Consider the following 24,999-nt stretch of genomic DNA (forward strand, 5'->3'; position numbering starts at 1 on the left):
TCAGGGTGCCCCCACGGGGTGTAGCCCCGTAAACTCGAGTCCGGCCGTCTCCTCGAGACCGAGCGCGATATTGGCGGCGTGGACCGCCTGTCCCGCCGATCCCTTCATCATGTTGTCGATCGCCGAGAAGACGACGATCCGTTTGTTCGACGGGTCGAGTTCGAAGCCGACCTCGGCGAGGTTCGTCCCCGCGACCGATTTCGGTTCCGGATAACGGTAGACACCGGAGCCGCCAGCGGCCATTCGGACGAACGGCTCGTCCTCGTAGCAGCCCCGATACGCCTTCCAGAGGTCGCCCTTCGAAACCGGTCCCGACGGGAAGACGTGGCCCGTCGCGCTGGCGCCGCGGATCATGTCCACGGCGTGGCAGGTGAAGGCGACCGAGGTGTCGAGGAACTGCTCAATCTCGGCCTCGTGGCGGTGACCCGTCGGCGCGTAGGGGCGAACGACGCCCGAGCGCTCCGGATGGCTCGAGGCATCGCCGCCGCCGGCACCACCCTCCGAGGAGCCGACCTTCACGTCGACGACGACCTGCTCGCCGCCCTCGAGAATTCCGTGCTTGAACAACGGGTACAGTCCGAGGATGGTGGCGGTGGCGTTACAGCCCCCGCCGGCGATCAGCTCCGCACCGGGGAGATTCTCGCGGTTGATCTCGGGGAGCGCGTACTCGGCCTTTTCGAGGTATTCGGGTGCGGTGTGGCCGTCGTACCACTCCTCGTACTGTTCCTCGGTGTCGAGGCGGAAGTCCGCCGAGAGGTCGACGACCGTATCCGCGACCTCGAAGAACTCGTCGACCTGTCCCATCGAGACGCCATGTGGCGTTGCCGCAAAGAGGACGTCGACGCTCTCGAGGTCGTCGGGTTCGGTAAAGCGCAGGTCGGTCCCACGAAGCGGCGGGTGAACGGAGCCAACGCTCTTGCCGGCCTTCGAGCGACTCGTGACCTCCGCGAGCTCGACGTTGGGGTGGCCGGCGAGCAGTCGGAGGAGTTCTCCGCCCGTAAAGCCGCTCCCGCCGATGACGGTCGCGGTGACGGTCTCGGTCGACTCGTCGGCGTCGACGTCGGTGCCGACGGCCATCAGAACGTCACCTCGACTTCCTGCGAGCCGTTCTCGGCGGCTTTCTCCTCGAGCCAGTCGACGACGGTGCTTGCGACGTCTGTCTCGACGGCGTCGTTGAGCGCCTTGAACTCGACGGTGTGGTTGACCTCGTGGACGGTGTACCCATCGTCCGTCTCCATAAGGTCGATACCCAGCAGCCCACCGCCAACGGCGTCGCTGGCCTTCGCGACCAGCTCTTTCGCTTCAGCGTCGGGTTCGAAAACGTTCGTCTCCGCACCCTTCGCAGCGTTCGTGATCCAGTGGTCCGACGAGCGAACCATTCCCGCGACGGGTTCGCCGTCGATCGCGACGACGCGGATGTCGCGGCCGGGTTTCTCGACGAACTCCTGGACGTAGAACACCTTGTGCTCGTAGTGGCCGAGCGTCGCCTTGTGCTCCAAGATCGCCTCCGCGGCGTCGCGGGAGTCGATCTTGGCCATTAGGCGACCCCAGGACCCGACGACGGGTTTGAGCACGCAGGGGTAGCCGAACTCCTCGATCGCCTCGAGGGCGGTCTCCTTGGTGAACGCGACCTTCGTCGCGGGCGTGGGGACCCCGGCCTTCTCGAGTGCGAGGCTGTTCTTGACCTTGTCGGCACAGATCTCGGCCGTCTCGTTGCTGTTGACCACGGGGATACCGTAGGCCTCGAAGAACTGCGTCGCGTAGAGGCTACGGCTCGTGGCGAGACAGCGGTCGACAACGACGTCGAGGTCGGCGAACGCCTCGGGAGCCTCGCCGATGTCGAACGTCTGCTTGCGGACGTCGATCTTCGTGACCTCGTGGTCGCGCTCGCGCAGCTCCGAGAGGAGGAGCTTCTCGTCCTTGCGGATCCGGGAGTAGAGTATTCCTATCTGCAAGGTCACTCACCCCAGTCCTCTTCGAGCTCCGGGGCTCGCTCGAGGACTGGCGGCTCGGTGTCGACGACTTCCAGCTCGGCTCCACAGGTCGTACAGTCAACGATCTCTCCCACTTCCAGATCGTCGTGCAGGGACACTTCCGCCCCACACTCGACGCATTCTGTCATTGTACTCCACACTGGGACCGCGGTACCCTTAAAACCTTCGAACCTAACAGAAAAATTACAATATCCGCACTACACACTAACGGTGTGTGACTGTCGTTTTCCGGCAGATTTTGTCCTTCGTATCATTCAGGTTGTGTATCGTCCCCCGGCGGGGACGGCGGCGAGGTTGCCACGCTCGATCGAACCGGGTCTCGAGGGGCGAACCGATCAGACATACCGGTTCACCTCCTCACGAAGCGCCGCGTGGGCGTCCTCGAGCACCTCGTCGGTCGTCGCCCGCGTCGCCTCGTCGGCCGCGAGCGCCTCGCGGGCCGACTCGAGCTGGTCGGTGACCGCTTCAGGGGCGGGTCCGCCCCGCGAGTCCCGGCTCGCGACGCTCGCCTCGGGGTCGAGGGCGTCCTCGACGGCGGCGGGGTCGACGAACGACTCGAGCGGTTCGCCCAGTACGTCCCCTGCAGCAGCTTCGAGGGCGTCGTAGTCTCCCCCGTTCTCCGCAGCGTGGGCGACCATCTCGTGAGCCGTTCGGAACGGCAGCCCGTTCGCCGCCAGCAGGTCGGCGACCCCGGTCGCCGTCGAGAAGCCCGCACCGGCCTCCGTCGCGAGCGCCTCTTCGTTCCAGTCGGCCGTCGCGACCGCGCCCGCCGCGACCTCGCCGGCCTCCGTTACGGCGTCGACGGTCTCCCAGGCGTGGGTCGTCGCCCGCTGTAAGTCTCGGTTGTACGCGCGGGGCAGCCCCTTGAGCGTCGTCGTCAGCCCCTGAACGCCGCCCGCAGCGTCGCCCGCGACCGCACGGACGAGCTCGAGCGTGTCCGGGTTCTTCTTCTGGGGCATGATCGACGACGTCGAGGAGTAGTCGTCCGCGAGGTCGACGAACCCGCGGTTCGCGAAGACGATCAGGTCCTCCGCGAGTCCCGACAGCGTCGTCGCGTGGGTCGACAGCGTCTGGGTCGTCTCGAGCAGGAAGTCCCGACTCGAGGAAGCGTCCATCGAGTTCTCGACGACTCCAGCAAAGCCCAGCAGCTCTGCCGTGCGCTCGCGATCGATATCGAACGTCGTCCCCGCGAACGCCGCACCGCCCAGCGGCGACTCGTTGATCCGTCCGTACGCGTCGAGCAGGCGTTCGGTGTCGCGACGAACCGCCCCCTCGTAGGACAGCGCCCAGTGAGCCACCGTCGTCGGCTGGGCCGGCTGGAGGTGGGTGTAGCCGGGCATGATCGTCTCCCGGCCCTCGTCGGCGACCTCGAGCAGCGCCTCGCGAAGCGCGAGCGTCGTCTCGACGGCGTCGAGGACGTCCTCGCGCAGGCGGTAGCGGATGCAGGTCGCGACCTCGTCGTTGCGCGAGCGAGCGGTGTGCATCTTCCCACCCTCCTCGCCGATGCGTTCGATGACGGCGGTTTCGATTGCCTCGTGGACGTCTTCACCGTCGGGCAGCGAGTCGTGGCCGTCGACCTCGATCGCGTCCAGCGCCGTCAGGATCTCCCCGGCGGTGTCGTCCGCGAGGATCCCCTGCTCGGCGAGCATGAGGGTGTGGGCGCGGTCGACCTCGAGGTCGGCCTCGAAGATCCGCTCGTCGGCCGCAAGCGAGGAGAGGAAGCTCCGGGCGGGGCCGCCGCTGAAGCGGTCCCGTCGGACGACGCTTGTATCGTCCAGTCCGTCTGCGTCGGGAGCTTCCTCTCCGCTCATCTTACTCCTCGCCTCCGTCGGTCGCGAGCTCGACCTCCTCGTCCTGGTTCGCGGCGATCGACTCGTTTGCGAGACGGCGCTGGAAGCCGTGGTACTTCGCGACGCCCGTGGCGTCCTCCTGGCTGATCTTGCCGACCGTCTCCGTGTTGAACGAGGCGTGCTCGGCGGAGTAGGCGGCGTACTTGCTGTCGCGGCCGACTGCGCGAGCCTGGCCGCCCTCGAAGCGGATCGTCACCGTCCCGGTGACGCGGTTCTGGGTCTCGGCGATGAACCCCTCGAGCGCGCCGACCAGCGGCGCGTCGACGAGGCCCTCGTACCCCTTCTTCGACCACTTCTGGTCGATCAGCTGCTTGAACTCACGTTCCTCCTGGGTGAGGACGAGCCCCTCCAGGGCCTCGTGGGCGTTGAGCAGCGTCGTCGCCGCGGGGTGTTCGTAGTTCTCGCGGACCTTCAGCCCGAGCATACGGTCCTCCATCGAGTCCGTGCGGCCGACGCCGTAGGCGCCCGCGAGTTCGTTGAGGTGCTGGATGAGTTCGATGGGCTCGTACGCTTCGCCGTCGATGGCGACCGGGTAGCCCTCGTCGAACTCGATCTCGATCTCCTCGGTGTCGCCCGAGGGAGCCTGCGTCCAGTTGTAGATCTCCTCGCCGGGAACGTAGCTCGGGTCCTCGAGTTCCGATCCCTCGACCGAGCGGCTCCAGAGGTTGGTGTCGACCGACCACTTGCCGCCGCCGCCGCCCTCGACGGGCAGGTCCTTCTCCTCGGCGTACTCGTTCTCCCACTCGCGCGTGAGCCCGAGTTCGCGCACGGGGGCGATGACCTCGAGATCGGAGTCGCGCCAGATCGCCTCGAAGCGAAGCTGGTCGTTCCCCTTCCCCGTACAGCCGTGGGCGATACCCGTACAGCCCTGCTCCTCGGCGACCTCGAGGATGGCGCTGGCGATCACCGGGCGGGCGAGTGCGGTCCCCAGCGGGTAGCCCTGGTAGGTCGCGTTCGCGCGGACGCTCTCGAAACAGAGATCCGCGAACTCCTCTTTTGCGTCTACGACGTAGTGTTCGAGTCCGAGCGCCTCTGCGGTTTCCTCGGCCTCGTCGAACTCCGACTCCGGCTGGCCGACATCGACGGTGACGCCGATTACGTCGTCGTATCCGTACTCCTCTTCGAGCAGCGGGACGCAGACGGTCGTGTCGAGTCCCCCCGAGAACGCGAGTGCAACGCGTGTCATGTTCTACTCGAGTGGAGCGGGAGGATAGACTTAAATTCGTCGTTCTTGGTTTAAGAAATTAAAGCTATGGGCTGCGCTACGTCGAAAAACTGGAGTTTTTGGATTTTCGCAGGTTCGGGACGAGGAGGTAGGGTATAGGGTGGGCTCAAAGGCCCGGTCGTCGAGGTCGTCGCGGCGTGACGGCTCCGGCAGTAGCGAAAAGGGGTACCGAGCTATCGGCGGAGCCGCTCATTAGGTCTCCCTATGAAAACGAGCCCTCTTAAATCCTACTCGGCAGGCAAGTATTGTGGCGGTCCGGCTACTCCTCGTCGATATCCTCGTCGGGGAGCGCGAGAACGTTCTCACGGCCGATGCGGAAGACCTCGATCTCGTCGTCCTCTCGAAGTCCGCCGACGACCTGGCTGGTCTTGGCCTCCGTCCAGTCGAGTTCGGCCACGACTTCCTGTTGTTTGATCCGTCCGCCACGGTCCTCGACCAGCTGTAACACTCGTTCCTCGTTGCTCAACAGCTCCGCGGGCGGACCGGCCGGTTGGGAAGCGGCGGCCGGTTCCGACTGCTCTACCGGATCGACGCTCTCGGAGTCCGACCCCTGTCCGTACCGGAACCACCAGCCGGCGACGCCGGCCAGCGCGAGCGCACCGAGGGCACCGAACACCATTAGCCAAGGCATCGCCAGCCCCTCCTCGGCCTCGGTCGGCTCACCGGTGGACTCGGTGTCCTCGATCAGAACGACTCGCGGTTGATCGTCGGCGAACTCGGTGTCACCGCCGTCCCAGAAGACCGATCCGTCCCCCCTGTCGTCCGAGTCCGGATCGATCTCGTACGCGGAGTAGGTATCCGGCCAGAAGAGCTGGAGCGTCGTGTCGTCGACCAGCGTGAACCCGGACAGCGCGTCGCCGGCCTCGATGCGGTTGAGTTCGACGTGGGCGAACGACGACCACTCGAACTCGTACTTCACGTGGGCCAGATCCCGTGGCGCGGTACTTTCGTCGGTCGTCACGGTGAAGTTCGAGATCTCCATCTCGCGGTCCGTGGCGTTCTCGCCGTCGGCGGCGACCTCGTTCCAGCCTTCGGCCTCCCGTTCGATGTACTCCTCGGGGTTCGACTCGATATCGTCCTGGAGGAGTTCCCACTCCTCGACCGACTCGTTCTCGGTGTTTATGGGGAATCGGTAGTCGACGGTAAACGTCGCCGACCCGTTCTCGTAGATATCAGCATCGATATGGATCTCATCAGCGTCGTCGAACTGCAATCCGTCGTCAGTCTGCTGGAGCACCTGCTGTTGGGATCCGGCGTCACCGTCGGCCGCCACCACGGCCGAGGCGGGCATCGGAACGAGCAGGCATCCGACCACCACGAGCACCACTAGGGCTCGGAGCCCCCGCACATCCATTACGAGAAGATGGTAGAGCCGCCTAAATAGGTCTTTCCGACGACGGCGGCAACATCCGTCCCGCCGTCACTCCCGAGTACGAGGGACGGAAACGGCCGCAGGACGACGGCTGAACCGTCGAACGCCACACTCATAGGGCGATCGTCCGTACTCGCGAGAACGTGTACAGCGTCACCGTCCCGGTCCCCGGGCGCGTCCGCGAACTCGCGGACGCCCTCTACCCCGAGCTGATCGGGTTCGACACCGTTCGCGATGATCACTCCTGTCTGCTCAAGCGTCTCGGCGAAGCCGACCACGTCACCCAGCTCCAACACCGCACCCACCGCGTCCTCGAGGGGATCTCCCCGGTCGAGGCTCGCGTCACCGGAATCGACTTCTTCGCCGATCCGCCACTGGGGTCGGCTCCGGTCGTCTACCTCGCCGTCGAGAGCCCCGGGCTCGAGGCGATCCACGCCCGCCTCGTCGAGGAGTTCGGCACCGTCGCGGGGCTCGAGGGCGAGGACTACGTCCCCCACGTCACCATGGCCCGCGGGGGCGACGAACCGACTGCGAGACGGCTAGCCGACCGCGAGATCGAGCCGGTCGAGTGGACCGTCGGCGAACTCGAGTTCCGGGACGGGACGGACGGGGTTTCGGTGAGCCGGGTCGTGCTGTCGGCGTAGTCCGCCGTCCGGCGAGATTTTTCCTCCCAGAAAGCACATATAATACTGTACGAAGGTAGTAGAGCATGTACCGACGGTCACTGCTCGGCGTCGCCGCTGCCGTCTCGGTCGCAGGCTGTTCGGCCGCGACCGACCTCGTGGGCGACGACGAGATCGACGAGACGCTCGAGGACGAACACACCGCGGAGTTCAGCGCCGACGAGGGCGACGAGTTCGCGGTCGAGATCGACGTCGAACGGGTCGAGAACGGGGACGCGGTCAGCGTCCAGGTCGCGAAGATCGGCGAGGGGCCGCTCGAGGCCCGCTCGGTCTCCGAAAGCGGGAGCTTCGACGTGGAAATCGAGGAGAGCGGCGACCACGTCGTCACCGTGACGAACGGCGCCGCCCACGTGACGCTCGACCGGAAGTAATCAGGGGGCGGGCGGGTCGCCGTCGTAGGCGCCGTGGTCCCCGTAGAAGTTCCGCATCGCGAACTTGAGCTTCGAGGGCTCAATGTCGATCAGTTCCTCGCGTTCCTCGTGTGGGAAGGTCCCGTTGACGCTGTACTTGCCCAGATCGGACTTCGCCTCCCTCGAGTAGCGCCGGTCCAGCAGCGCGCGGACGGCAATATCCTCGGGCGAGCGGAGTACCCGACCGAGCGCCTGGCGGGTCTTGCGGACCGTTGGGATCTCGACGGCGTAGCGCCAGCCGGTGTCGGTTCCCTCGAAGGCGGCGTCGTAGGCCTCCTGGACCGCGTCGGCCCGGTCGTCGAGGTGTGGGTAGGGAACACCGACGACCAGTACGGTCCGCGCGTCGTCGCCGTCGAAGCTCACGCCCTCGGCGAGAGTTCCCCACAGCGAGGTACAGAGGACGGCGTCGTCGTCGTCGACGAACTCCTGCCGGAGCTCCTCGACGGCGACGCCGGGTTCGTCAAGGTAGACCGTCGCCGACTCGCGGCGCTCGAGGCGGTCCGCGTACCGTTCGGCCTCGCCGTAGTTCGGGAAGAAGGCGAGCGTGTTGCCGGCGGTCATCCGGACCGCGTCGTCGATCGTCCCCGCGACCTGCTCCTGGACCGCGGGGTCGTCCCGGTCGGACGAAAACAGCGGCGGCGTCTCGACGGCGTACGTGCGGCGGTGTTCGCTTGGGAACTCGAGCCCGTAGGCCATCGAGATCGGCTCCTCGAGTCCCAGCACGTCCTCGGTGACGTCGAACGGTTGGAGCGTCGCGCTCATCAGGATCGTGGCGGAGACCTCCTCGAACAGCCGCCCGGTGACCTGGCGAGGGAGGCAGGTGTACAGCTCCGCGCGGCCGTAAATTTCGTCGGTGCCGGCGTCTCGAGTGACCGAAACGACAGGGTAGAGACCCTCCTTCGTCCCCTCGTCCATCCACGCGCTGACGAAGCCGGCCGCCTGCAGGGTCTGACACTCCGTCCGGGTGGCCGTCTCACCCTCTCGGTACGCCTCCTCGTACTCCTCGTCGAGCTCCTGACCCAGCGTCATTGCGGCCTCGAGGTCGTCGTCGATCCCCTGTCCCGAATACCGCTGGAGGAACTCGAGGGTGAGTTCGTCGCGCCGATCCTCGTTTGCGATCGGGACGTCCGTCCAGTTCTCGCCGATCCGTTCGCGTTCGCCGAACTCGAACGAGTCCTCGTAGGTCTCGACTAACGCGCGGTGAAACGCTGAGAGGACGTTGGTCGCGTCCTCGGCTCGGGGGTCGTCGCTGTCGGCGAGTTCGTCCAGCGCCGAGTCGAAGGTGCGCTCCGAGCAGGTCCGGGTCGCGTGCTCGCGGGCCGCGTCCTCGACGTTGTGGGCCTCGTCGAAGACCGCGATGACGTCCTCGGGCTCGCGGCCGAGCCAGCGGAAGAACTGCTCTCGGATCGTCGAGTCGAGCAGGTGGTGGTAGTTACAGACGACCAGATCGACGCCCTCGATCCCCTCCTTCAGGAGCTCGTAGCCACAGAACTCGCGCTGCTCGGCGTACTCGTAGATCTCGTCGGGCGTGCGGACGTCGTCGAACAGCCAGGCGAAGAAGTCGTCGGTATCCTGCGTGAGGTTGTTCCGGTAGTAGTCACAGACGTTCTGTTCCTCCAACTCCTCGAGGCGGTCCTCGATGTTCTCGAGTTCGTCCATGACCGCGCTGCGAGCGTCCGCCGCGGAGCCGTCGCTTCCCTCCTGGCTCTCGGCGAGCAGCTCCCGCTGGCGGCGCGCTAACTGTTCGCGGTCGCGCTCGGCGTCGACCACGGCCCGGGTGTTGTCCCGCAGGGTCTGACACTCCTCGTAGCCGACGTCGATGTGACACATCGACCCCTTCCCCTTGAACACGACCGCCTGAATCGCCTCCTCGCGGGTGATCTCCCGGGCCTCGGCGACGAACTGGCGCATCTGCTGGTGGACGTTGGTCGTGATGACGACGGTCTTGTCCTGCTCGCGGGCGACCTCGAGGGCAGGAACGAGCGAGGAGAGGGTCTTGCCGGTCCCGCAGGCACCCTCGAACAGCACGTCCTGGTCCCGGACCAGCGCGTTGTAGATCCGGTCCATCGCCTCGCGCTGGTTCTCGTAGGGTTGCTCGTACGGGAAGAATCGCATGTACCCGGCTGTCTCGGACACGGTAGTGAGTGGTTCCCGCTTCGATAAAAGGATTCGTCTCCGACCCCGACAGCCGCTTCGGAATCGACGACGCCGATCGCGGCCGTCCCTGGTAGACGTACCCACAGCCGGCGTGCGCGCGCTACAGGGCCATACCCCTCGAGGGCTTCGCCTCGAGTATGGCCATCCCCGGTTACGATTCCGGTAACGTCGCGGAGTTCGCTCTCGAACGCGCGGGCGCTCGCGCCGAGGTCGTTGCGGGCGTCGTCCCCGACGAGTTCGGTCTCGAGCGTAGCGGCCGCGATCCGACGGCGACCGCACTCGCGGATGCCGTCGAGTTCGTCGGCCTCGAGGAGCTACGAGCGGTCGATGCGTTCCGGATCGAACTCGTTTACGACCCCTCGGCGCTGCCTCCGGGGGCGAGCCCGACCGATGTCGGGATCGCAGTCGAAACGGACGACGGCTGGGAGCGCCTCGAGTCGACGGTCGATCTCGAGGCGACGACGGTGTCGGCGACGCTGGGCGGTCGCCCGTCGGGATCGACGATCGTGGCGATCTACGACGGGACGGGCGAGAGCTGAACGCCGGAAGGCGAAAGGGACGTTACCCTCCGCGGCCGAATCCCGCCTATGATCGCGATCTTCTCGGACACTCACAGTAGCAACGGCCACGAACTCGAGGGCGAGGCCCTCGAGGCCGCCCGGAACGCCGAGACAGTGATCCACGCCGGCGACTTCACCAGCACGGCGGCACTCGAGGCGTTCCGAAACGAGTGCGATCGGCTGTTCGCCGTCCACGGCAACGCCGACAGTGCGGCGGTTCGGGACCGCCTGCCGACGGCGCGTACCGTCGAGGCCGAAGAGGTTCGTTTCGCCGTCACGCACCGTCGAGAGGGCGGCGCAACCGGGCTAGCGATGTTCGGTCGGTCGCGAGACGCCGACGTCGTCGTCTCGGGACACAGCCACCGACCGACCGTCGTCGAAACCGACGACGTGCTCCTGCTCAACCCCGGCAGCCACGTCCAGCCCCGCGGGAATCGGCCAGGCTTTGCCGTGCTCGAGCGCGACGGCGACGAACTCTCGGGCGAGATTCGGGAGCCGGACGGAACCGTCCTCGAGACCGTCAGCGTCGCGACTCGGCGATGAGAACGAAAGAAGGGATCGCCGACGGAGTGACCGGCGCCAGCGGGATCGCGCCGCGATCCCCGCGAATCGCCCGTTCGACGGTCCAGCGAGCCGGCGAACGGGCCTCCGGCACGACGGGGGGAAGCCGGCCGGAGCGGCCTCGAGCCGACGGGCAGACGATCGGACACCGAAGCCTACCGTCGCTACGGCTCGGTGTACAATATAGTCGATGCAAGCTGAAAGCGCGATTTTAGCCACCTTTAGTTCTTCCTTGTCGTATAAGTAACAAAACGTCGAAACGGTTTTGCGGGCCGACGCTGTACCGCTCGGATATGGTTAGTCTCGTCCCCGACGATCCGGTCATCATCGCGATCGTCCTGATCCTGCTCGCGCTGATCTTCTTTACCTACCTGCTGTTGCGCCGGACGATCCTCGAGTTCCGCGACGGGATGGAGGGGCGCTAGGCTACTCGAGGCGCTCGGCGACCAGCTCGACAGCGTTTTCGACGTCGTCCCGCGAGACGCAGCGGTGCGTACAGAACCGCAGCGTGGTCTCGCCGAACGCCGACGCCCGAACGTCCTCGCCCAGTCGCTCGAGAACGTCCTCGCTTGCCAGGCCGAGTCCCGAGACGTCGACGAGGACGATGTTCGTCTCCGGCCCCTGTACCTCCAGCCCGCCGATCTCGTCGAGTCCGTCCGCCAGCAGGCGAGCGTTCTCGTGGTCCGTCTCGAGGTCCGCGACGTTCTCGAGGGCCCGCAGTCCGGGCGCGGCGACGATCCCGGCCTGGCGCATCCCGCCCCCGAACAGCTTGCGGACCCGACGGGCTCGTTCGATAAACTCCTCGGAGCCCGCGAGCATCGAGCCGACCGGAGCGCCGAGCCCCTTCGAGAGACAGAACATGACCGAGTCGACGGGATCGGTGAGGTCGGTGACGGGGACGTCCAGCGCCGTCGCGGCGTTGAACAGCCGCGCGCCGTCGACGTGGACCGGAACGTCCCGGTCGTGGGCGGTGTCGGCCGCGGCTTCAATCTTCTCCGGTTCGATCGCGAGCCCGCCGCGGGCGTTGTGGGTGTTCTCGAGACAGAGCAGGCCCGTCCCCGGACGGTGGAGGTCCTCCGCGACGTAGCTCGCGTCGATCTGTTCGGGCGTCGGTACGCCCCGCGGGTCGGCGTCGAGCATCCGCACCTGTAGTCCCGCCAGCTGGGCGAGCCCGCCGAGTTCGTACTTCACGACGTGACTTTTTCGGTCGGCGAGCACCTCCTGGCCGCGCTCGGTGTGAACCCGCGCCGCGATCTGGTTGCCCATCGTTCCCGTCGGCACGTAGAGGGCGGCCTCCTTCCCGACCCGTTCGGCCGCGCGGGCCTCGAGGTCGTTTACGGTCGGATCCTCGCCGTAGACGTCGTCGCCGACCTCGGCCGCGGCGGCTGCGTCCCGCATCTCGTCGTCGGGTTTCGTCACGGTGTCCGAGCGCAGATCGATCATGGAACCCGGTAGCCGGCGGACCGTCAAATAGCCGACGTTCCCGCGTCGGTGACAAGATATGTACCAGCGGTCCGCTATCGTCCGCCATGGACGCACGGCAACTCATCACCACACTTCGGCTCGCCGCCGTCGTACTCGTCGTGACTGGATTCGTCGGCTGGGCGACGGGCGAGGCGACCGCATTCTCGCTCGAGTCGCCGTTCACGCTCGCCTTTCTGCTGGGGGTCGCCTGCGCGGTCGCCTCGATCTACCTCGGAATCTTCCTCGCGAATCGGGGGGAGTAACCGACGGCGGGGGATTTCGATTCGAAAACGGTATTCCGACGCGACGAGAGTCGTGACACATGGACTCACGCATCCGCGAGCACGCCGAAATTATCGCGAACCACTCCGTCGATCTCCAGGAGGGCGACAACGTCGTCGTCGACGCCCACCCCGTCGCCGAGGACCTGGTCGTCGCCCTTCACGAGGTGATCGGCGACCGCGGAGCAAACCCCGTAACGACCAGTCAGCGAACCGGCGAGCGACAACAGCGCGCCTACCTTCGCGCGGCCGAGGAAGGGTTCGACACGCCCGAGCACGAACTCGCGCTCATCGAGAACACTGACGTCTACATCGCGATTCGAGCGAGCGACAACGTCACCCAGACCAGCGACGTCGACCCCGAGACCCAGGCGGCGTACCGACAGGCCCACCAGCCGATCCTTGAGGAGCGTCTGTCGACCCGGTGGTGTCTCACGCAGTTCCCGGCGCCCGCGAACGCCCAGCTCGCCGAGATGAGCACCGAGGCCTACGAGGGGTTCGTCTGGGACGCCGTCAACAAGGACTGGGAGGCCCAGCGCGACCACCAGGCGAACATGGTCGAACTGATGGACGCCGGCGAGGAGATCTGCATCAAAAGCGGCGATACGACCGACGTCACGATGTCGATCGACGGCAACCCGACGATCAACGACCACGGCGAGCACAACCTCCCCGGCGGCGAGGTCTTCACCGCACCCCAGCCCGACTCCGTCGAGGGCGAGGTGCTGTTCGACATGCCGCTGTACCACCAGGGTCGGGAGATCACGGACGTCTACCTCGAGTTCGAGGGCGGCGAGGTCGTCTCGCACTCGGCGGCGAAAAACGAGGACGTGCTGACGAACGTCCTCGAGACCGACGATGGCGCTCGGCGGCTTGGTGAACTCGGCATCGGGATGAACCGCGACATCGATCGGTTCACGTACAACATGCTGTTCGACGAGAAGATGGGCGATACGGTCCACATGGCGGTCGGCCGGGCCTACGACGATACCGTCGGCGAGGGCAACGAAGCCAACGAGTCCGCCGTCCACGTCGACATGATCGTCGACATGAGCGAGGATTCGGTGATCGAGATCGACGGCGAGGTCGTCCAGCGAGATGGCACCTTCCGGTTTGAGGAAGGCGGCGTTTGAGCGGCAGCGAAAACGCCGAAATACCGAGCGGTGAGTACCGCGAACCGTGAGGAGGGCGAGGCCTGAGCGTAGCGAAGGCCTCGAATCGGAACGGCGAGCATCGCGAGCCGTGGAGAAAGGCGAGGACTGAGTGGAAGGAACTCGAGTCGAAACCGTGCTCTCATGACCTCCGCGGAGAGGGAATGCGGGTCGAAGCGACAGATCGAGGATCGATGGCAGGGTTCGTGCATCGCGTTTATGGTTCGGAACTGGGTAGAGGAACGTATGGCAGTACTCGTCGCATACGACGGTTCGGCGTCGGCACAGAAGGCCGTAGAGTACGCGTTCGACTCCCACGCCGACGAGGAGATCGTCCTGCTGCGCGTCGTCGAGGCTGCGGACGGCTCGACCGAGGCCGGCGTCAATCTCCTGCAGGAAGCGCTCCGTGACCGAGAGCAAGAGGCTTCGGGCTCCCTCGAGGACGTCACGGAACCGCTCGATACGAGCGAGACCGAGTTTCGAACCGAGACAGCCGTCGGGAAACCCGAGCGCGAGGTCGTGGCCTTCGCCGAGGAACACGACGTCGACCACATCGTCATCGGCAGCCACGGCCGGGAGGGCGTCTCCCGGGTCCTGCTCGGCAGCGTCGCCGAGAAAATCGTCCGCCGCGCGCCGGTTCCGGTAACCGTCGTTCGCTGATCCGAGAGTTCAAACGACCTCGAGGTCACCGAGCTGGATTCGTGGCTGGTGCTCGCAGATGTAGGTCGCCATCTCGTCAGTCGCGGTAAACGCGAGCGTCTCGGTCGCTCCCGTGTCGGCGACGACGTCGGTGGCGTACTCCCCGATTCGTTCGTCGGCCCGGTCCCAGATCGCCAGGTTGTGTTTGACGTTGTCCCGATTCTCGACGGAGATCTCGTACGATCGGTCCTCGAACAGCACCAGCGTCGGGTTCTCGACGCGGTCGATATGTGCGGGTTCGACCCCGACCCAACCGCCGACATAGGCGTCGAGGTGGATCTCCGCGACGTCCCGCCACGTGTCGGGGTGGGTGTCGTTCTCGAGCGTTTTGGCCTCGTCGACAATCGGCTCGTCGCCGTCGTCTTCCGCGTCCTCGTCGGACCCGACGCAGCCGGCTACGAGGACCGCTCCGGCAGTACCGAGCGTCGAAAGCAATCGCCGTCTGCTAGTCCCGACTACGGCCATACCGGAGGGAGGGGCCGAGAGTGAATAAGCACCGACCCAACGTTCGGAAGCGGGCGACACTCGCCGAAGACGACGAGTTGCACTCGAATACTACTCCGTGCCGTGACGCAAGTTCGGTCCGGAAGGATGTAGCTTCCCTTGATATGCAGGCTCAAGCGGTTCACCACGGACTGGCTTAGGCTGGCATCCGGAGAGAAAAAAAGGACGTCGTCCGACGGTTCGACGGACCACGCCCGACTGCAGCACCGGCCCGACGACAGCCCGTCCGAGGGTCAAACGACCGCAGCCCAACGGAGAACCCCCTATGAAAACTAGCCTCGAGGTGGAGTACTGGGTCATCGACGACAACGGCGACCTGGTCCCACCCGGAACACTGCTCGACGTCGCGGAGGGGATCGACCCCGAATTCGTCGAGCCGATGCTCGAGATCAAGACCACCCCGTGTACGTCGATGACCGAACTCCGCGAGGAGTTCCTCGATCGGATCGAGCGCGTCGTCGACGCGGCACGCGCACAAGACAAGCGACTCGTTCCGCTGGCGACCCCGCTGTACGCCTCGCCGGCCGAGATACCGTACCGCGAGAAGCGAGGGACCGAGCTCCAGCGTCGGATCGTGGGACCGACGTTCGACGACGCTCGCGTCTGTGCCGGCACCCACATGCACTTCGAGCAGTCGAACGTCGCCGATCAGCTCAACGCCTTGACGGCGATCGACCCCGCGTTCGCCCTCGTCAACAGCTCGTCGCACTACCGCGGCGAGCGGATCGCCGCGTGTGCACGCCCCTACCTCTACCGGCGTTCGTGTTACGACGCCTGTCCGGAACAGGGCCAGCTCTGGCCCTACGTCGACAGCGTCGCCGAGTGGGAACAACACCTCGAGGACGCCTACGAGACGTTCCGCGAGCGCGCCCTTGAGCGCGGCGTCGAGCCGGACGAGTTCGACGCCGAGTTCGATCCGTACGAGGCGGTCTGGACCCCCGTTCGGTTGCGGAAGGCGATGCCGACCGTCGAGTGGCGATCGCCGGACGCGGCCCTGCCGAGTCAGGTGCTTCAACTGGCCGAGGCGGTTCGATCGATCGTCACCCACGCGGATGCCCGCGGGACCGTCGTCGCCGGCACCGAGCCGTCGGCCGACGCCACCGGCGAGGAAATGCCCCTTCCCGAGTTCGAAACCGTCGAAACGGTCACTGACGCCGCGATCCACGACAGTCTCGAGAACTCGAGCGTACGACGCTACCTGCGGAAGTTGGGGTTCTCCCCCGAGGAGTACGATCCGCTCGCGGACCGACTGCCCGACTCGCGGGTGACGAAACGCCAGGCGAAGCGGCTGCGACTCGAGGCTGCAAGGCAGCTCGAGATCGATCTCGACCAGTCGCGCGTTCGCGCTTAAGCTCTGTTTTGCCGGCTCCAGGCCGACTACGATCGATCGCTACTGTTGCTCGAGCCACCGCCGTCCGGTTCGAAGATCGGTCGGGATCTCGTCCCCGAACGACCACCGCGTGCGTCGTCCCGTACAGGGGTTTCCCATCGCGACTTCAATCTCCGGCGAGCCGCCCTCGAAGACGGCCGCACTCGCCGTCGTCAGTTGGCCGAAGGCGTGCGGTTCGTCCGTTTCGGGTTCCGGATGCCGGCAGATCGAGTCGTCACCGGGGCCGTTCTCGTGATCCCGTGCAACCGTCCAGAGCTCGTCTCGGCCGGGATACCCGCTTCCGTCGAGCAGCGACAGTGTCCTGCGTCGCCGCCTGAGCGAACTCTCGGTCTCTGTCGACGACGACAGCACGAAGTGGTTCGTTCGCGCGACGACGGGCGCGTCGTCGGCAGCGATTTGCTCGGTAGCCGGGTCGATCTCGAGTAAGACGGCATCGGTGTCGTCGGCGAGAAACAGCGTCTGTCCGCACAGCTGACGGGTCGGGACGGACTCGAGCAGCGCCCGGGCCTCCTCGACGGTGGCACACTCCTCTAGCACGACCCGGATGACGGTTCCGTTGCGGAGCTGGTTCTCGGGATCGACGTCGTCTCGCTTGCTGTCGATGTAGGTGTTCGCCGCGACCAGTCCCCGATCGTTGACTCCCTTGAAGATGGAGATGGTTCCACAGGTGTCGACCGTCAGAAACCCGTAGTAGTCGCCGATCGGCGGTTGTTCGACGATCGACTTCGGACGGGTTCCTCGGCCCGCGATATCCCGGTTCTTGAGGACGAGCGGTCCACCGGATGCCGAATCGGTGCCGATGTCGACTGGGGTCTCGGACTCCGACGGCGGGGCGACGAGCACGTTCGTACACCCCTTCGGATTCTTCTCGGAACGGCCCTCTCCGTCGGCCAGCTCCTCGCAGAGTTCCGAGTACGCGAAGACGTACGTCTCGTAGACAGCCGAATCGACGTCGAACGCCGCGGCCATCGCCTCGTACGCCCGGCGGTGGCGATCCGGCAGGCTCTCGCGGCTCCGTCGGGCGTACTCGAGCAGCGCCTCGAGTTCGATCCCCTGCTCGTCGATTTCGGATTCGAGCTCATCGATGGCCCACTCGACGGCCTCCCGCTCGGTTTCCGCGCGCCGTCGAGCCTGTTCGGCGAACGTCTCCGCGCCGGTGACCGTCTCGGCGGTCGGTTCGTTCATACCCGTGACTGCGACTCGAGCATGTTGTATCGGCTGCCTGCATAGGCGACCGACCCGCATCAGTCCGAGTAAGCGAGTCCCACGAATCGACCGGACTACCCGCAGCGATCACGACGGGAGCCGAGCCCGGGCAGTCGTCCGGCGTTCGCGCAGGTAGCATACGGTTATTTCGGTCCGAGAAACGAAAGAGCCGGACCATAGAGACGTCAGTACCGATCAGTGTCTCGAGAGGCCAGCGATCGGATAGCCTATACAGTTAGGTTTCGTGTCTGGTTTATCCGGTTATCAAATCGTTCGTGATGATACAACTGGTGCTACTGAGCGGTTGCGGACACGCCGCAGGACGCTACGACCCCTGCACGATCCAATCGGACGTTGCGATTGGCGGGCTTCGATCCTGGCGGTTCGTGATGCACTCCTCGTGTTCGCTCGTCGCAGAATTAGCGGGCACGATGGGATTTGAACCACGCCCGAGAACCTGCGCGAGCGCAGAACCTCGGTCTCAATTAAATCCCACGTCCGGTTCGCTCACTGTACGGGCACGATGGGATTTGAACCCACGACCGTCGGATTAGAAGTCCGACGCTCTTTCCGGACTGAGCTACGTGCCCTCGAGTACGAGTCGTCCATCGAGCGATATAAGCGGTTGGGATTCGGCTGCCTGCGAAAAGCGTGCGGATAGCGACCACCACGTCGCCCCGCTGTCGTGACACACCATGGTTTTCCGGCGGTCAAACCTCACGCCGGGTACTCGTGACATACGCGTGGCTATCGGTCCGAGCGGCTCGAAGGTCGAAAAGGGAAAGACCCAAACTGACGTCAGCCCACTGCGTCAGCCTGTTCAGTCGTCCCCGAGAGCGTCGTCGTCGTCCTCGTCGTCGTCGCCGAGGTCGTCATCGTCGTCTTCGTCGTCATCCATGACGTCATCGTCCTCGTCGTCATCCATGACGTCATCGTCCTCTTCGAGGCCGTCGTCCTCGTCATCCATGGCGTCGTCGTCTTCCATGGCGTCATCGTCGTCTTCGAGGTCGTCGTCCATGGCGTCGTCATCATCTTCGAGGTCGTCGTCCTCGTCGTCGTCCATGGCGTCGTCGTCGTCTTCGAGGTCGTCGTCCTCGTCGTCATCCATGGCGTCGTCGTCGTCTTCGAGGTCGTCGTCCTCGTCATCCATGCCGTTCTCATCGTCCATGCCGTTCTCGTCGTCCATCCCGTTCTCTTCGGGATCGTCTTCGAGGTCGTCTTCTTCCTCGTCGTCGGCACAGCCAGCAATTGCCGCAACCATACCAGCACCGACCGCCATCGTGAATTTCCGTCTATCGAGTTTTGCCATAGTACGCGTCTGTCCCGAAGACCGGGCTGGTAAATAACGGGTACACTCCGTTTCGACGGTTGGTTTCGATTTAAATGAGTTCTGAGGTGACCAGTTCGACTCGATAAACGGTTGCGAACACGCCCGCTGTTTCGCAACTGAAAGCACGACCGGTCGTCGTTCCGACTCTACCGGCCATCCTGAGACCCGCATTTTCCCTCCGAGGACCACTGTGCTGCCGGGAGAAGGGGACATAACGGACGACCTACACCGGTTCATAATGAGGTTGTTTCACAGCAACCGGGGTCGACATCCGCGGTCGACTGCGTGTTTCGAGCGATGCTCGCGACGAACACAGCCCTTATGCACGTCTCGACGGTACGTTCGTCCGATGCACGTCATCGGAACGGTGGGACTGCCCGGAAGTGGCAAGGGCGAGGCCGCCACCGTCGCGCGCGAGGAAGGGATTCCCGTCGTGACGATGGGCGACGTCGTCCGCCAGGAGACGACCGACCGCGGATTGGATCCCGCGAAAGACCACGGGGGCGTCGCCCGGGCACTCCGCGAGGAGAACGGCCCGGCGGCGATCGCCGAACGCTCGCTGCCGATGATCGACGACCGCCTCGAGGACCACAAGGCCGTACTGGTCGACGGACTCCGATCGGGCGTCGAGGTCGACACCTTCGAAGATCGGTTCGGCGACGCGTTCACGCTCGTCAGCATCGAAGCGCCCTTCGACGTGCGAGCCGAGCGTATCGACGCGCGCGGACGGGATGCCGGCGCGAACGACGGCGGCGAACCCCTCGAGAAACGCGACGAGCGCGAGCGCGGATTCGGGATGGACGACGCGATGGACCGCGCCGACGTCGTCATCGAGAACACCGACTCGCTCGAGGCGTTTCACGAGCGAATCCGGACGATCATCCGCGAGGAAGCGGGCGAGAGCGACGAACAGGAAACCGAACCCCACCAGTCATGACCCAGATCTACAGCGTCGATGTCGAGATCACCGCGCCAGTGTACGACACCGAGGTAACCAGCCGCGTCGCCGACGCCGTTACGAACCTCTTCCCGAACGCCGACCTCGAGGAGGAGTTCGGCGAGATCAGAGGCGAAGTCCACTCATTGGATCACTTCTCGGAGCTGCTCCACCGACAGGAGATCCTGGACACCGCCCGCGGGGAGTTCTTCGGGAACCGAGAGGGCGACGCCTTCTCGTTCGCGTTAAAAAAGCAGGCGGCGTTCGAGGACCGGGTCAACTTCTCGGTCGGCGAACCGGACGAACTCGGCGAGATCGCCGTCCGCGTTCGCGTCCACGAACCCGACGTGGAGAGCTACGTCGACCACATCGCTCCCCCGACCGAGGACGGCCGACCCGTCGACGCCTGACCGGAGCCCGGATCGGTCTCGAACGGTCAGAGCCTAGTTCATCCGACCGAACGCGAGCTCGGACCGGAGATACCGAGAGCGGTCCAGTCGACTCTCGACGAGACCGGAAGGAAACGATCGGTTTACTAGCTATCTAGGTCGAAACCTGTTCTCGAGCGAGCGCTGCGAGATCTACCCGAACGGTCCCATCCCGCCCATACCGCCGCCACCGCCACCGCCGCCGCCCTGTTGCATCTGTTGCATCATCCGCTGCATCTCCTTGTCCGAACCCATCCCCTGGAACTGCTTGATCGTGCGCTCCATCATCTTGTACTGCTGGAGCAGCTCCCGAACCTGCTCCTCGCTCGTCCCCGAGCCGCGGGCGATGCGCTCGATCTGGTCGGCGCCGATCGCTTTCGGGTACTCCTTTTCGGTCTCGGTCATCGAGTCCATGATGACGCTGAACGCGCGCATCCGCTCCTGGGTGACGTCCATCGCGTCGTCGGGGAGCTGATCCTTGATCCCGCCGCCGAAGCCGGGGATCATGTCCATCACCTGGTCGAGGGGACCCATGTTGTTCATCGCCTCCATCTGCTTTTGCATGTCGTTGAGAGTGAACTGCCCCGTCAGCATGTCCTCGGGATCCCACTCCTCGTCGTCCTCGATGTCGGTCTGTTGCATCGCCCGCTCGACGCGCTCGGCGAGCTGGCCGAGGTCGCCCATCCCGAGCAGCCGCGAGATGAAGCCATCGGGCTCGAAGCGTTCGACGTCCTGTACTTCCTCGCCGGTCCCGAGGAAGGCGATCGAACTGTCGGTCTGGTCTACGGCGGTCAGGGCGCCGCCACCCTTTGCGGTACCGTCGAGCTTGGTGATGACGACGCCGTCGATACCGATCGACTCGTCGAACTGCTGGGCCTGGTCCTTCGCGCCCTGGCCGATCGCCGCGTCGAGCACGAGCAGCGACTTGTCGGGGTCGACCGTCTCCTCGATCTGCTCGATTTCGTCGATCAGGTCGTCCTCCAAGGCGTGCCGTCCGGCGGTGTCGACGATGTGGACGTCGGCTTCGCCCGTTTCCTCGAGCCCGTTCCGGGCGATCTCGACCGGATCGTCGTTGTCCGGGTTGCCGTAGAAGTCGACCTCGGCGCGTTCACACATCTCCTTTGCCTGATCGTAGGCGCCGGGCCGGAACGTGTCGGTCTGGATCACCGCGGGGCGGAGTCCCTTCGTCGAGAACCACCAGGCCATCTTCGCCGCGGACGTAGTTTTACCGGACCCCTGGAGGCCAGCGAGCAGGATGGTCTGCTCCTCGAGGGGGAGATCGGTCGACTCGCCGATGAGGTCGACCAGTTCCTCGTAGACGATGCGGAGGACGAAGTCCCGCGCCGGGGTGCCGGCCGGGGGTTCCTCCTCGAGGGCGCGTTCCTTGATGTTGTCCGACAGCTCCATCACGAGCGAGACGTCGACGTCGGCCGAGAGCAAGGAGCGCTGGATCTCCTTGACGATCTCCTCGATGTCCTCCTCGCTGAGTCGTGACTTCCCGCGGAGTTTGTCGAGGGTTCCCCGCAGAGAACTCCCGAGATCGTCGAGTACCATTTGCTCGGTGTACGTGGCGATGGCGTTAAAGGCTTTTTCTCGACCGCCAGCACTCCTGCTCGGCCACCACCGTGTGAGGAAACGACGAGAGGGATGGAGCACTCGGGCACGTCGGTTGGGGGCGTGACCATCCTCGTGTTCGTGCGAGGAAAATCCGCTTTTATAGAGACCAACGCGCGGGCCGGATTCGGTATCGAGGTCGGTAACGAAACCGTACAACTGACGATAACGGAGTCCTACGTTCCGTCCGAGACAATCCCGTTTTCCCACGGACGGCTACTACGGAAGTTCCAAGCGCGACTGACGGTCGGACTGTGGCGTCGGAGAGTATTTCAGCCATCCACCGACAAGTTCGGGTATGCCAACCGAACCGGAGATCGACACGAGCGAGTATCCCGCCCTCGAGGGCGCCGACGTCACCGTCCGCCTCGAGAACGGCCTCTACATCGCCGACGACGAGGTGACGGGCGTCTCGAGCCAGGGCCCCTCCGAGGAAGCAGCGATCGCGAACCTCGCGGAGACCGTCGCCACTTACACGGACGGCCAGAGCGACGATACCGGCGACGACTGGCTATAGACCGCGACGCAGCCGACGACGTCGCACGCGGTCGGCACTCGTCGGCCGCCGCTGTGGATATGCCGACGCGTCGGCAAGCTGGCCTCGGCTCGGGCTCGACGACACCAGCCCGGGAGGATATCGGTGACGAGTGATTTATTTATCATAGCCACGTTATGTATCCAAAATGGGTGAACAATCGGGGTCGACGACCCCGGGCGGCGACGGCGCGGCGCGGACGTACGAGCGGATCACCGACGCGGTGATCGCGCTCGACGGGGAGTTCCGGATCACGTTCTGCAATCGGGGAAGCGAGCGGGTGCTCGGTGAGTGCGAGTCGGAGCTCCGGGGGACGGCGGTCCAGAACGCGGTTCCGAACGGCGTCGGCTCGACGGTTCGCGAGGGGTGTGAACACGCGCTGAAAACCCAGGAGTCGATCAGGTTCGAGGAGTACTTCGACTCGCTCGACACCTGGTACGAACTCCGCGTCTACCCCGCCGAAACGGCGGTCACGGTACACTTTCGGGACGTCACGGACCGAATTCGTCGGGAAGACCAGCTCCGACGGCGCGAACGCGCGCTTCAGGACGCCTACGAGGCACTGGCGGACGCCAATCGGCCGCTCTCCGAGCAGGTCGAGGGGCTGTTGCGCATCGTTCGCGAAACGCTCGAGACGGAGTGTGGGACACTCTCGTCGATCCAGGAGGGCACCAACGACTACACCATCGAGGCCGTCGACGCGGACGAGGGGATCGTCGTCGAGCCCGGAACGACGGTACCCCTCGATTCGACGAACTGCCAGCGGGTCGTCGCGGCGGGGCGAACGGTAGCGATCGAGGACCTCGAGACCGACACGCCCGAACTCGGCGAACGCGCCGCCAGCGGCGAGGGCCAGGTTTCGTGCTATCTCGGAACGCCGATCTTCGTCGACGGCTCCGTCTACGGTACCTTCTGTTTCTACGATCGGGAACCCTGTCCCGAGGGGTTCTCCGACTGGGAGCAGACGTTCGTCGGGCTGCTCGCGAACTGGATCGGGTACAAGCTCGAGCGACAGCGCTACCGGGAGCGCCTCGAGGCCTCGAACGAGCAGTTAGAGCAGTTCGCCTACGCCGCCAGCCACGACCTTCAGGAGCCGTTGCGGATGGTCTCGAGCTACCTCTCGTTGATCCAGCAGCGCTACGAGGAGGACTTGGACGAGGACGGCCAGGAGTTCCTCGCGTTCGCCGTCGACGGCGCAGACCGGATGCGTGAGATGATCGAGGGGTTGCTCGCGTACTCCCGGGTGGAGACCCAGGGCGACCCCTTCGAGCCCGTCGATCTCGAGACCGTCCTCGAGGACGTCGTCGACGACCTGCAGTTCCGGCTCGAGGAGACCGACGCGACGCTCTCGATGGACTCGCTGCCCCGGGTGCAGGGCGACGGCGACCAGCTCCGACAGGTGTTCCAGAACCTGCTCGAGAACGCGGTCGAGTACAGCGGCGACGAGCCACCGTCGATCAACATTACGGCCGATCGGAAGCCCGCGACCGACTCGGCCGGCGCCCGCGGCGAGGCCGTCTCGTCGGGGGACGGCAAGTGGGTGATCTCGATCAGCGACGCCGGCATCGGGATCGATCCCGACAACCGCAAGCGGGTGTTCGAGGTTTTCGAGCGACTCCACAGCCACGACGCCCACGCCGGGACCGGGATCGGGCTCGCGCTCTGTCAGCGGATCGTCGAACGCCACGGCGGTGAGATCTGGATCCACCCCGACCCCGACGAGGGGACGACGTTCTGTCTCTCCCTGCCGGACGCGTCGATCGAGTGACTACGCCACTACGCCAGGCCGGTTTCGATCTCCCCGTCTGTCGCGAGCCACTCCGTGAGGCTGCCCTCGTAGACGGAGACGTCCTCGTACCCCAGCGCCTCGAGCACCGCGTCGGTGTGGCTGATCCGCCTGGCGGTGTTGCAGTAGAGGACGACCCGTCGATCACGCGTGATGTCGTGTTCGGCGAACAGCGCCTCGAGCTCCCCGGCGGGTTTCAGCCGTCGCGTCTCGTCGTCGACGGTCGCCCGCCAGTCGAACCGAACGGCCCCGGGGAGGTGGGCCTCCGCGAACTCTTCAGGGTCGCGGGTGTCGACGAGGACGGCGTCGCCCTCGAGTGCAGCTTCGACGCCCGACCGGTCGATCAGCGGCCCGTCGGCGAACGAAAAGGGCACAGCGGTGTAGGAGGTCGGCTCGACCGACGGCGATTCGGTCTCGGTTTCGTGTTCGGGGTTCCAGGCGCTGAAGTCGCCGTCGAGCAGGCGAACGTCGTCGTGGCCGTACGCCAGCGCGGTGAGCCGAAAGCGGGCTGCGAAGACGCCGTGCGTGTCGTCGTAGGCGACGATCGTATCCCCGGGCTCGATCCCGGCCTCGCCGAGCAGCCCCTCGAACACCTTCTTTCCTGGCAGGGTCCCGGGATCGTCGGCGGTTTCGTCGCGGTAGCTGTCGAAGGGGACGCTCACGGCGCCGGGGACGTGACCGATCCCCTCGTACTCCCAGGCGTCCCGGACGTCGACGACCGCGACGTCGGAATCCTCGAGTCGGGCCGCGAGCCAGTCGGGCGAAACGATGACGGAGTCGTCCATCAGTTCCGACCTGTCGCGGCGGGCTGGAGTAGCCACCGGTCCCGGCACGTCTCCCCGTCGTACCGAGACCGTGGCAA

Annotated in this window: 26 protein-coding genes and 1 tRNA gene; 13 read left to right on the top strand and 14 right to left on the bottom strand. The window is 65.5% G+C overall.

Annotated elements, in window-relative coordinates; all coding sequences use genetic code 11:
* The 6 genes from argC to C491_RS06260 all read right to left on the bottom strand — a co-directional run bounded on the left by argC (position 1) and on the right by C491_RS06260 (position 6,423).
* Positions 1-1,077: an N-acetyl-gamma-glutamyl-phosphate reductase gene (gene argC / locus C491_RS06235; RefSeq protein WP_005554616.1), complete on the bottom strand. Its 1,077-nt coding sequence runs from the start codon at positions 1,075-1,077 to the stop codon at positions 1-3.
* Positions 1,077-1,961 carry a lysine biosynthesis protein LysX gene (gene lysX / locus C491_RS06240; protein ID WP_005554617.1) on the bottom strand — a complete coding sequence of 295 codons (885 nt, stop codon included), beginning with the start codon at positions 1,959-1,961 and terminating at the stop codon, positions 1,077-1,079. The genes argC and lysX overlap by 1 nt, the downstream gene beginning before the upstream one ends.
* Entirely contained in the window at positions 1,958-2,122 is a 165-nt protein-coding gene (lysW, locus tag C491_RS06245) for a lysine biosynthesis protein LysW (RefSeq protein WP_005554620.1), read from the bottom strand. Before lysW ends, lysX begins: the two co-directional genes overlap by 4 nt.
* Positions 2,123-2,329: 207 nt before the next feature.
* Positions 2,330-3,805, bottom strand: coding sequence for an argininosuccinate lyase (gene argH / locus C491_RS06250; protein ID WP_005554621.1), 1,476 nt, complete (start codon positions 3,803-3,805; stop codon positions 2,330-2,332).
* Between the two features lies 1 nt (position 3,806).
* On the bottom strand, positions 3,807-5,030 hold the full coding sequence (locus tag C491_RS06255) for an argininosuccinate synthase (protein ID WP_005554622.1): 1,224 nt from the start codon (positions 5,028-5,030) through the stop codon (positions 3,807-3,809).
* 298 nt (positions 5,031-5,328) lie between these two features.
* Positions 5,329-6,423 carry a helix-turn-helix transcriptional regulator gene (locus tag C491_RS06260; protein WP_049891531.1) on the bottom strand — a complete coding sequence of 365 codons (1,095 nt, stop codon included), beginning with the start codon at positions 6,421-6,423 and terminating at the stop codon, positions 5,329-5,331.
* Positions 6,424-6,584: 161 nt separating this feature from the next.
* On the opposite strand from C491_RS06260, the gene C491_RS06265 reads away from it, so the two are divergent.
* Entirely contained in the window at positions 6,585-7,085 is a 501-nt protein-coding gene (locus tag C491_RS06265; RefSeq protein ID WP_005554624.1) for a 2'-5' RNA ligase family protein, read from the top strand.
* 65 nt (positions 7,086-7,150) lie between these two features.
* Positions 7,151-7,495 (top strand): hypothetical protein, encoded by a 345-nt coding sequence (locus tag C491_RS06270; protein ID WP_005554625.1) that lies wholly within the window; start codon positions 7,151-7,153, stop codon positions 7,493-7,495.
* On the opposite strand, the gene C491_RS06275 is transcribed toward C491_RS06270, so the two are convergent.
* Positions 7,496-9,670: an ATP-dependent DNA helicase gene (locus tag C491_RS06275; RefSeq protein ID WP_005554627.1), complete on the bottom strand. Its 2,175-nt coding sequence runs from the start codon at positions 9,668-9,670 to the stop codon at positions 7,496-7,498.
* Positions 9,671-9,828: 158 nt separating this feature from the next.
* Here C491_RS06275 and C491_RS06280 point away from each other — a divergent pair, with 158 nt between their 5' ends.
* From C491_RS06280 to C491_RS23970, 3 genes are all read left to right on the top strand, one after another.
* Complete coding sequence (locus C491_RS06280; protein WP_005554629.1) at positions 9,829-10,230, top strand: hypothetical protein; 402 nt, start codon at positions 9,829-9,831, stop codon at positions 10,228-10,230.
* Positions 10,231-10,278: 48 nt separating this feature from the next.
* Positions 10,279-10,794 (top strand): metallophosphoesterase, encoded by a 516-nt coding sequence (locus tag C491_RS06285; RefSeq protein WP_005554631.1) that lies wholly within the window; start codon positions 10,279-10,281, stop codon positions 10,792-10,794.
* Positions 10,795-11,105: 311 nt separating this feature from the next.
* Positions 11,106-11,237: a DUF7859 family protein gene (locus C491_RS23970; protein ID WP_005554633.1), complete on the top strand. Its 132-nt coding sequence runs from the start codon at positions 11,106-11,108 to the stop codon at positions 11,235-11,237.
* Position 11,238: 1 nt separating this feature from the next.
* Here C491_RS23970 and C491_RS06290 read toward each other — a convergent pair whose 3' ends face one another.
* Positions 11,239-12,255 (bottom strand): threonine aldolase family protein, encoded by a 1,017-nt coding sequence (locus C491_RS06290; protein ID WP_005554635.1) that lies wholly within the window; start codon positions 12,253-12,255, stop codon positions 11,239-11,241.
* A gap of 86 nt (positions 12,256-12,341) precedes the next feature.
* On the opposite strand from C491_RS06290, the gene C491_RS06295 reads away from it, so the two are divergent.
* The 3 genes from C491_RS06295 (at position 12,342) to C491_RS06305 (ending at position 14,368) form a co-directional block, all read left to right on the top strand.
* Positions 12,342-12,539, top strand: coding sequence for a hypothetical protein (locus tag C491_RS06295; protein ID WP_005554637.1), 198 nt, complete (start codon positions 12,342-12,344; stop codon positions 12,537-12,539).
* Positions 12,540-12,598: 59 nt separating this feature from the next.
* Positions 12,599-13,690 carry an aminopeptidase gene (locus C491_RS06300; protein WP_005554638.1) on the top strand — a complete coding sequence of 364 codons (1,092 nt, stop codon included), beginning with the start codon at positions 12,599-12,601 and terminating at the stop codon, positions 13,688-13,690.
* 264 nt (positions 13,691-13,954) lie between these two features.
* Positions 13,955-14,368, top strand: a complete 414-nt coding sequence (locus C491_RS06305; protein WP_005554639.1) for a universal stress protein — start codon at positions 13,955-13,957, stop codon at positions 14,366-14,368.
* A 9-nt stretch (positions 14,369-14,377) separates the two neighbouring features.
* Here C491_RS06305 and C491_RS06310 read toward each other — a convergent pair whose 3' ends face one another.
* Positions 14,378-14,872, bottom strand: a complete 495-nt coding sequence (locus tag C491_RS06310; protein ID WP_049891533.1) for a hypothetical protein — start codon at positions 14,870-14,872, stop codon at positions 14,378-14,380.
* Between the two features lie 304 nt (positions 14,873-15,176).
* Here C491_RS06310 and C491_RS06315 point away from each other — a divergent pair, with 304 nt between their 5' ends.
* Entirely contained in the window at positions 15,177-16,262 is a 1,086-nt protein-coding gene (locus C491_RS06315; protein WP_005554641.1) for a glutamate--cysteine ligase family protein, read from the top strand.
* A 39-nt stretch (positions 16,263-16,301) separates the two neighbouring features.
* Here C491_RS06315 and C491_RS06320 read toward each other — a convergent pair whose 3' ends face one another.
* From C491_RS06320 to C491_RS22310, 3 genes are all read right to left on the bottom strand, one after another.
* Positions 16,302-17,486: a C45 family autoproteolytic acyltransferase/hydolase gene (locus C491_RS06320; protein ID WP_005554642.1), complete on the bottom strand. Its 1,185-nt coding sequence runs from the start codon at positions 17,484-17,486 to the stop codon at positions 16,302-16,304.
* A 536-nt stretch (positions 17,487-18,022) separates the two neighbouring features.
* Positions 18,023-18,097, bottom strand: a tRNA-Arg gene (locus tag C491_RS06325).
* Between the two features lie 230 nt (positions 18,098-18,327).
* Positions 18,328-18,768 (bottom strand): hypothetical protein, encoded by a 441-nt coding sequence (locus C491_RS22310; RefSeq protein WP_005554643.1) that lies wholly within the window; start codon positions 18,766-18,768, stop codon positions 18,328-18,330.
* 418 nt (positions 18,769-19,186) lie between these two features.
* Between C491_RS22310 and C491_RS06335 the strand changes: the two genes are divergently transcribed.
* A complete protein-coding gene (locus tag C491_RS06335; RefSeq protein WP_005554645.1) occupies positions 19,187-19,774 on the top strand; it encodes an AAA family ATPase in 588 nt (195 codons plus the stop codon).
* A complete protein-coding gene (locus tag C491_RS06340) occupies positions 19,771-20,184 on the top strand; it encodes an RNA-binding domain-containing protein (protein ID WP_005554646.1) in 414 nt (137 codons plus the stop codon). Before C491_RS06335 ends, C491_RS06340 begins: the two co-directional genes overlap by 4 nt.
* 171 nt (positions 20,185-20,355) lie before the next feature.
* Here the strand turns inward: C491_RS06340 and C491_RS06345 are convergent, their stop codons facing one another.
* Positions 20,356-21,756, bottom strand: coding sequence for a signal recognition particle protein Srp54 (locus C491_RS06345; RefSeq protein WP_005554647.1), 1,401 nt, complete (start codon positions 21,754-21,756; stop codon positions 20,356-20,358).
* 358 nt (positions 21,757-22,114) lie between these two features.
* On the opposite strand from C491_RS06345, the gene C491_RS06350 reads away from it, so the two are divergent.
* Both C491_RS06350 and C491_RS06355 read left to right on the top strand, forming a co-directional pair.
* Positions 22,115-22,333, top strand: coding sequence for a type II toxin-antitoxin system HicB family antitoxin (locus C491_RS06350; protein ID WP_005554648.1), 219 nt, complete (start codon positions 22,115-22,117; stop codon positions 22,331-22,333).
* A 166-nt stretch (positions 22,334-22,499) separates the two neighbouring features.
* Entirely contained in the window at positions 22,500-24,119 is a 1,620-nt protein-coding gene (locus C491_RS06355) for a PAS domain-containing sensor histidine kinase (protein WP_005554649.1), read from the top strand.
* Positions 24,120-24,127: 8 nt separating this feature from the next.
* Here the strand turns inward: C491_RS06355 and C491_RS06360 are convergent, their stop codons facing one another.
* Positions 24,128-24,922, bottom strand: a complete 795-nt coding sequence (locus tag C491_RS06360) for a sulfurtransferase (protein WP_005554650.1) — start codon at positions 24,920-24,922, stop codon at positions 24,128-24,130.
* Between the last annotated feature and the right edge of the window lie 77 nt (positions 24,923-24,999).

Source organism: Natronococcus amylolyticus DSM 10524, from assembly GCF_000337675.1.
GTDB classification, from domain to species: Archaea; Halobacteriota; Halobacteria; order Halobacteriales; family Natrialbaceae; genus Natronococcus; species Natronococcus amylolyticus.

What these genes read in the sequence shown, in the direction of transcription:
- C491_RS06355 (WP_005554649.1), top strand. Translation starts at nt 22,500, where the DNA reads ATGGGTGAACAATCGGGGTCGACGACCCCGGGCGGCGACGGCGCGGCG.
- argH (WP_005554621.1), bottom strand. Translation starts at nt 3,805, where the DNA reads ATGAGCGGAGAGGAAGCTCCCGACGCAGACGGACTGGACGATACAAGC.
- C491_RS06260 (WP_049891531.1), bottom strand. Translation starts at nt 6,423, where the DNA reads ATGGATGTGCGGGGGCTCCGAGCCCTAGTGGTGCTCGTGGTGGTCGGA.
- C491_RS06320 (WP_005554642.1), bottom strand. Translation starts at nt 17,486, where the DNA reads ATGAACGAACCGACCGCCGAGACGGTCACCGGCGCGGAGACGTTCGCC.
- C491_RS06340 (WP_005554646.1), top strand. Translation starts at nt 19,771, where the DNA reads ATGACCCAGATCTACAGCGTCGATGTCGAGATCACCGCGCCAGTGTAC.
- C491_RS06310 (WP_049891533.1), bottom strand. Translation starts at nt 14,872, where the DNA reads ATGGCCGTAGTCGGGACTAGCAGACGGCGATTGCTTTCGACGCTCGGT.
- C491_RS22310 (WP_005554643.1), bottom strand. Translation starts at nt 18,768, where the DNA reads ATGGTTGCGGCAATTGCTGGCTGTGCCGACGACGAGGAAGAAGACGAC.
- C491_RS06255 (WP_005554622.1), bottom strand. Translation starts at nt 5,030, where the DNA reads ATGACACGCGTTGCACTCGCGTTCTCGGGGGGACTCGACACGACCGTC.
- C491_RS06280 (WP_005554629.1), top strand. Translation starts at nt 9,829, where the DNA reads ATGGCCATCCCCGGTTACGATTCCGGTAACGTCGCGGAGTTCGCTCTC.
- C491_RS06360 (WP_005554650.1), bottom strand. Translation starts at nt 24,922, where the DNA reads ATGGACGACTCCGTCATCGTTTCGCCCGACTGGCTCGCGGCCCGACTC.
- C491_RS06295 (WP_005554637.1), top strand. Translation starts at nt 12,342, where the DNA reads ATGGACGCACGGCAACTCATCACCACACTTCGGCTCGCCGCCGTCGTA.
- C491_RS06305 (WP_005554639.1), top strand. Translation starts at nt 13,955, where the DNA reads ATGGCAGTACTCGTCGCATACGACGGTTCGGCGTCGGCACAGAAGGCC.
- C491_RS06335 (WP_005554645.1), top strand. Translation starts at nt 19,187, where the DNA reads ATGCACGTCATCGGAACGGTGGGACTGCCCGGAAGTGGCAAGGGCGAG.
- C491_RS06345 (WP_005554647.1), bottom strand. Translation starts at nt 21,756, where the DNA reads ATGGTACTCGACGATCTCGGGAGTTCTCTGCGGGGAACCCTCGACAAA.
- C491_RS06285 (WP_005554631.1), top strand. Translation starts at nt 10,279, where the DNA reads ATGATCGCGATCTTCTCGGACACTCACAGTAGCAACGGCCACGAACTC.
- lysW (WP_005554620.1), bottom strand. Translation starts at nt 2,122, where the DNA reads ATGACAGAATGCGTCGAGTGTGGGGCGGAAGTGTCCCTGCACGACGAT.
- C491_RS06270 (WP_005554625.1), top strand. Translation starts at nt 7,151, where the DNA reads ATGTACCGACGGTCACTGCTCGGCGTCGCCGCTGCCGTCTCGGTCGCA.
- argC (WP_005554616.1), bottom strand. Translation starts at nt 1,077, where the DNA reads ATGGCCGTCGGCACCGACGTCGACGCCGACGAGTCGACCGAGACCGTC.
- C491_RS06350 (WP_005554648.1), top strand. Translation starts at nt 22,115, where the DNA reads ATGCCAACCGAACCGGAGATCGACACGAGCGAGTATCCCGCCCTCGAG.
- C491_RS06290 (WP_005554635.1), bottom strand. Translation starts at nt 12,255, where the DNA reads ATGATCGATCTGCGCTCGGACACCGTGACGAAACCCGACGACGAGATG.
- C491_RS23970 (WP_005554633.1), top strand. Translation starts at nt 11,106, where the DNA reads ATGGTTAGTCTCGTCCCCGACGATCCGGTCATCATCGCGATCGTCCTG.
- C491_RS06300 (WP_005554638.1), top strand. Translation starts at nt 12,599, where the DNA reads ATGGACTCACGCATCCGCGAGCACGCCGAAATTATCGCGAACCACTCC.
- C491_RS06315 (WP_005554641.1), top strand. Translation starts at nt 15,177, where the DNA reads ATGAAAACTAGCCTCGAGGTGGAGTACTGGGTCATCGACGACAACGGC.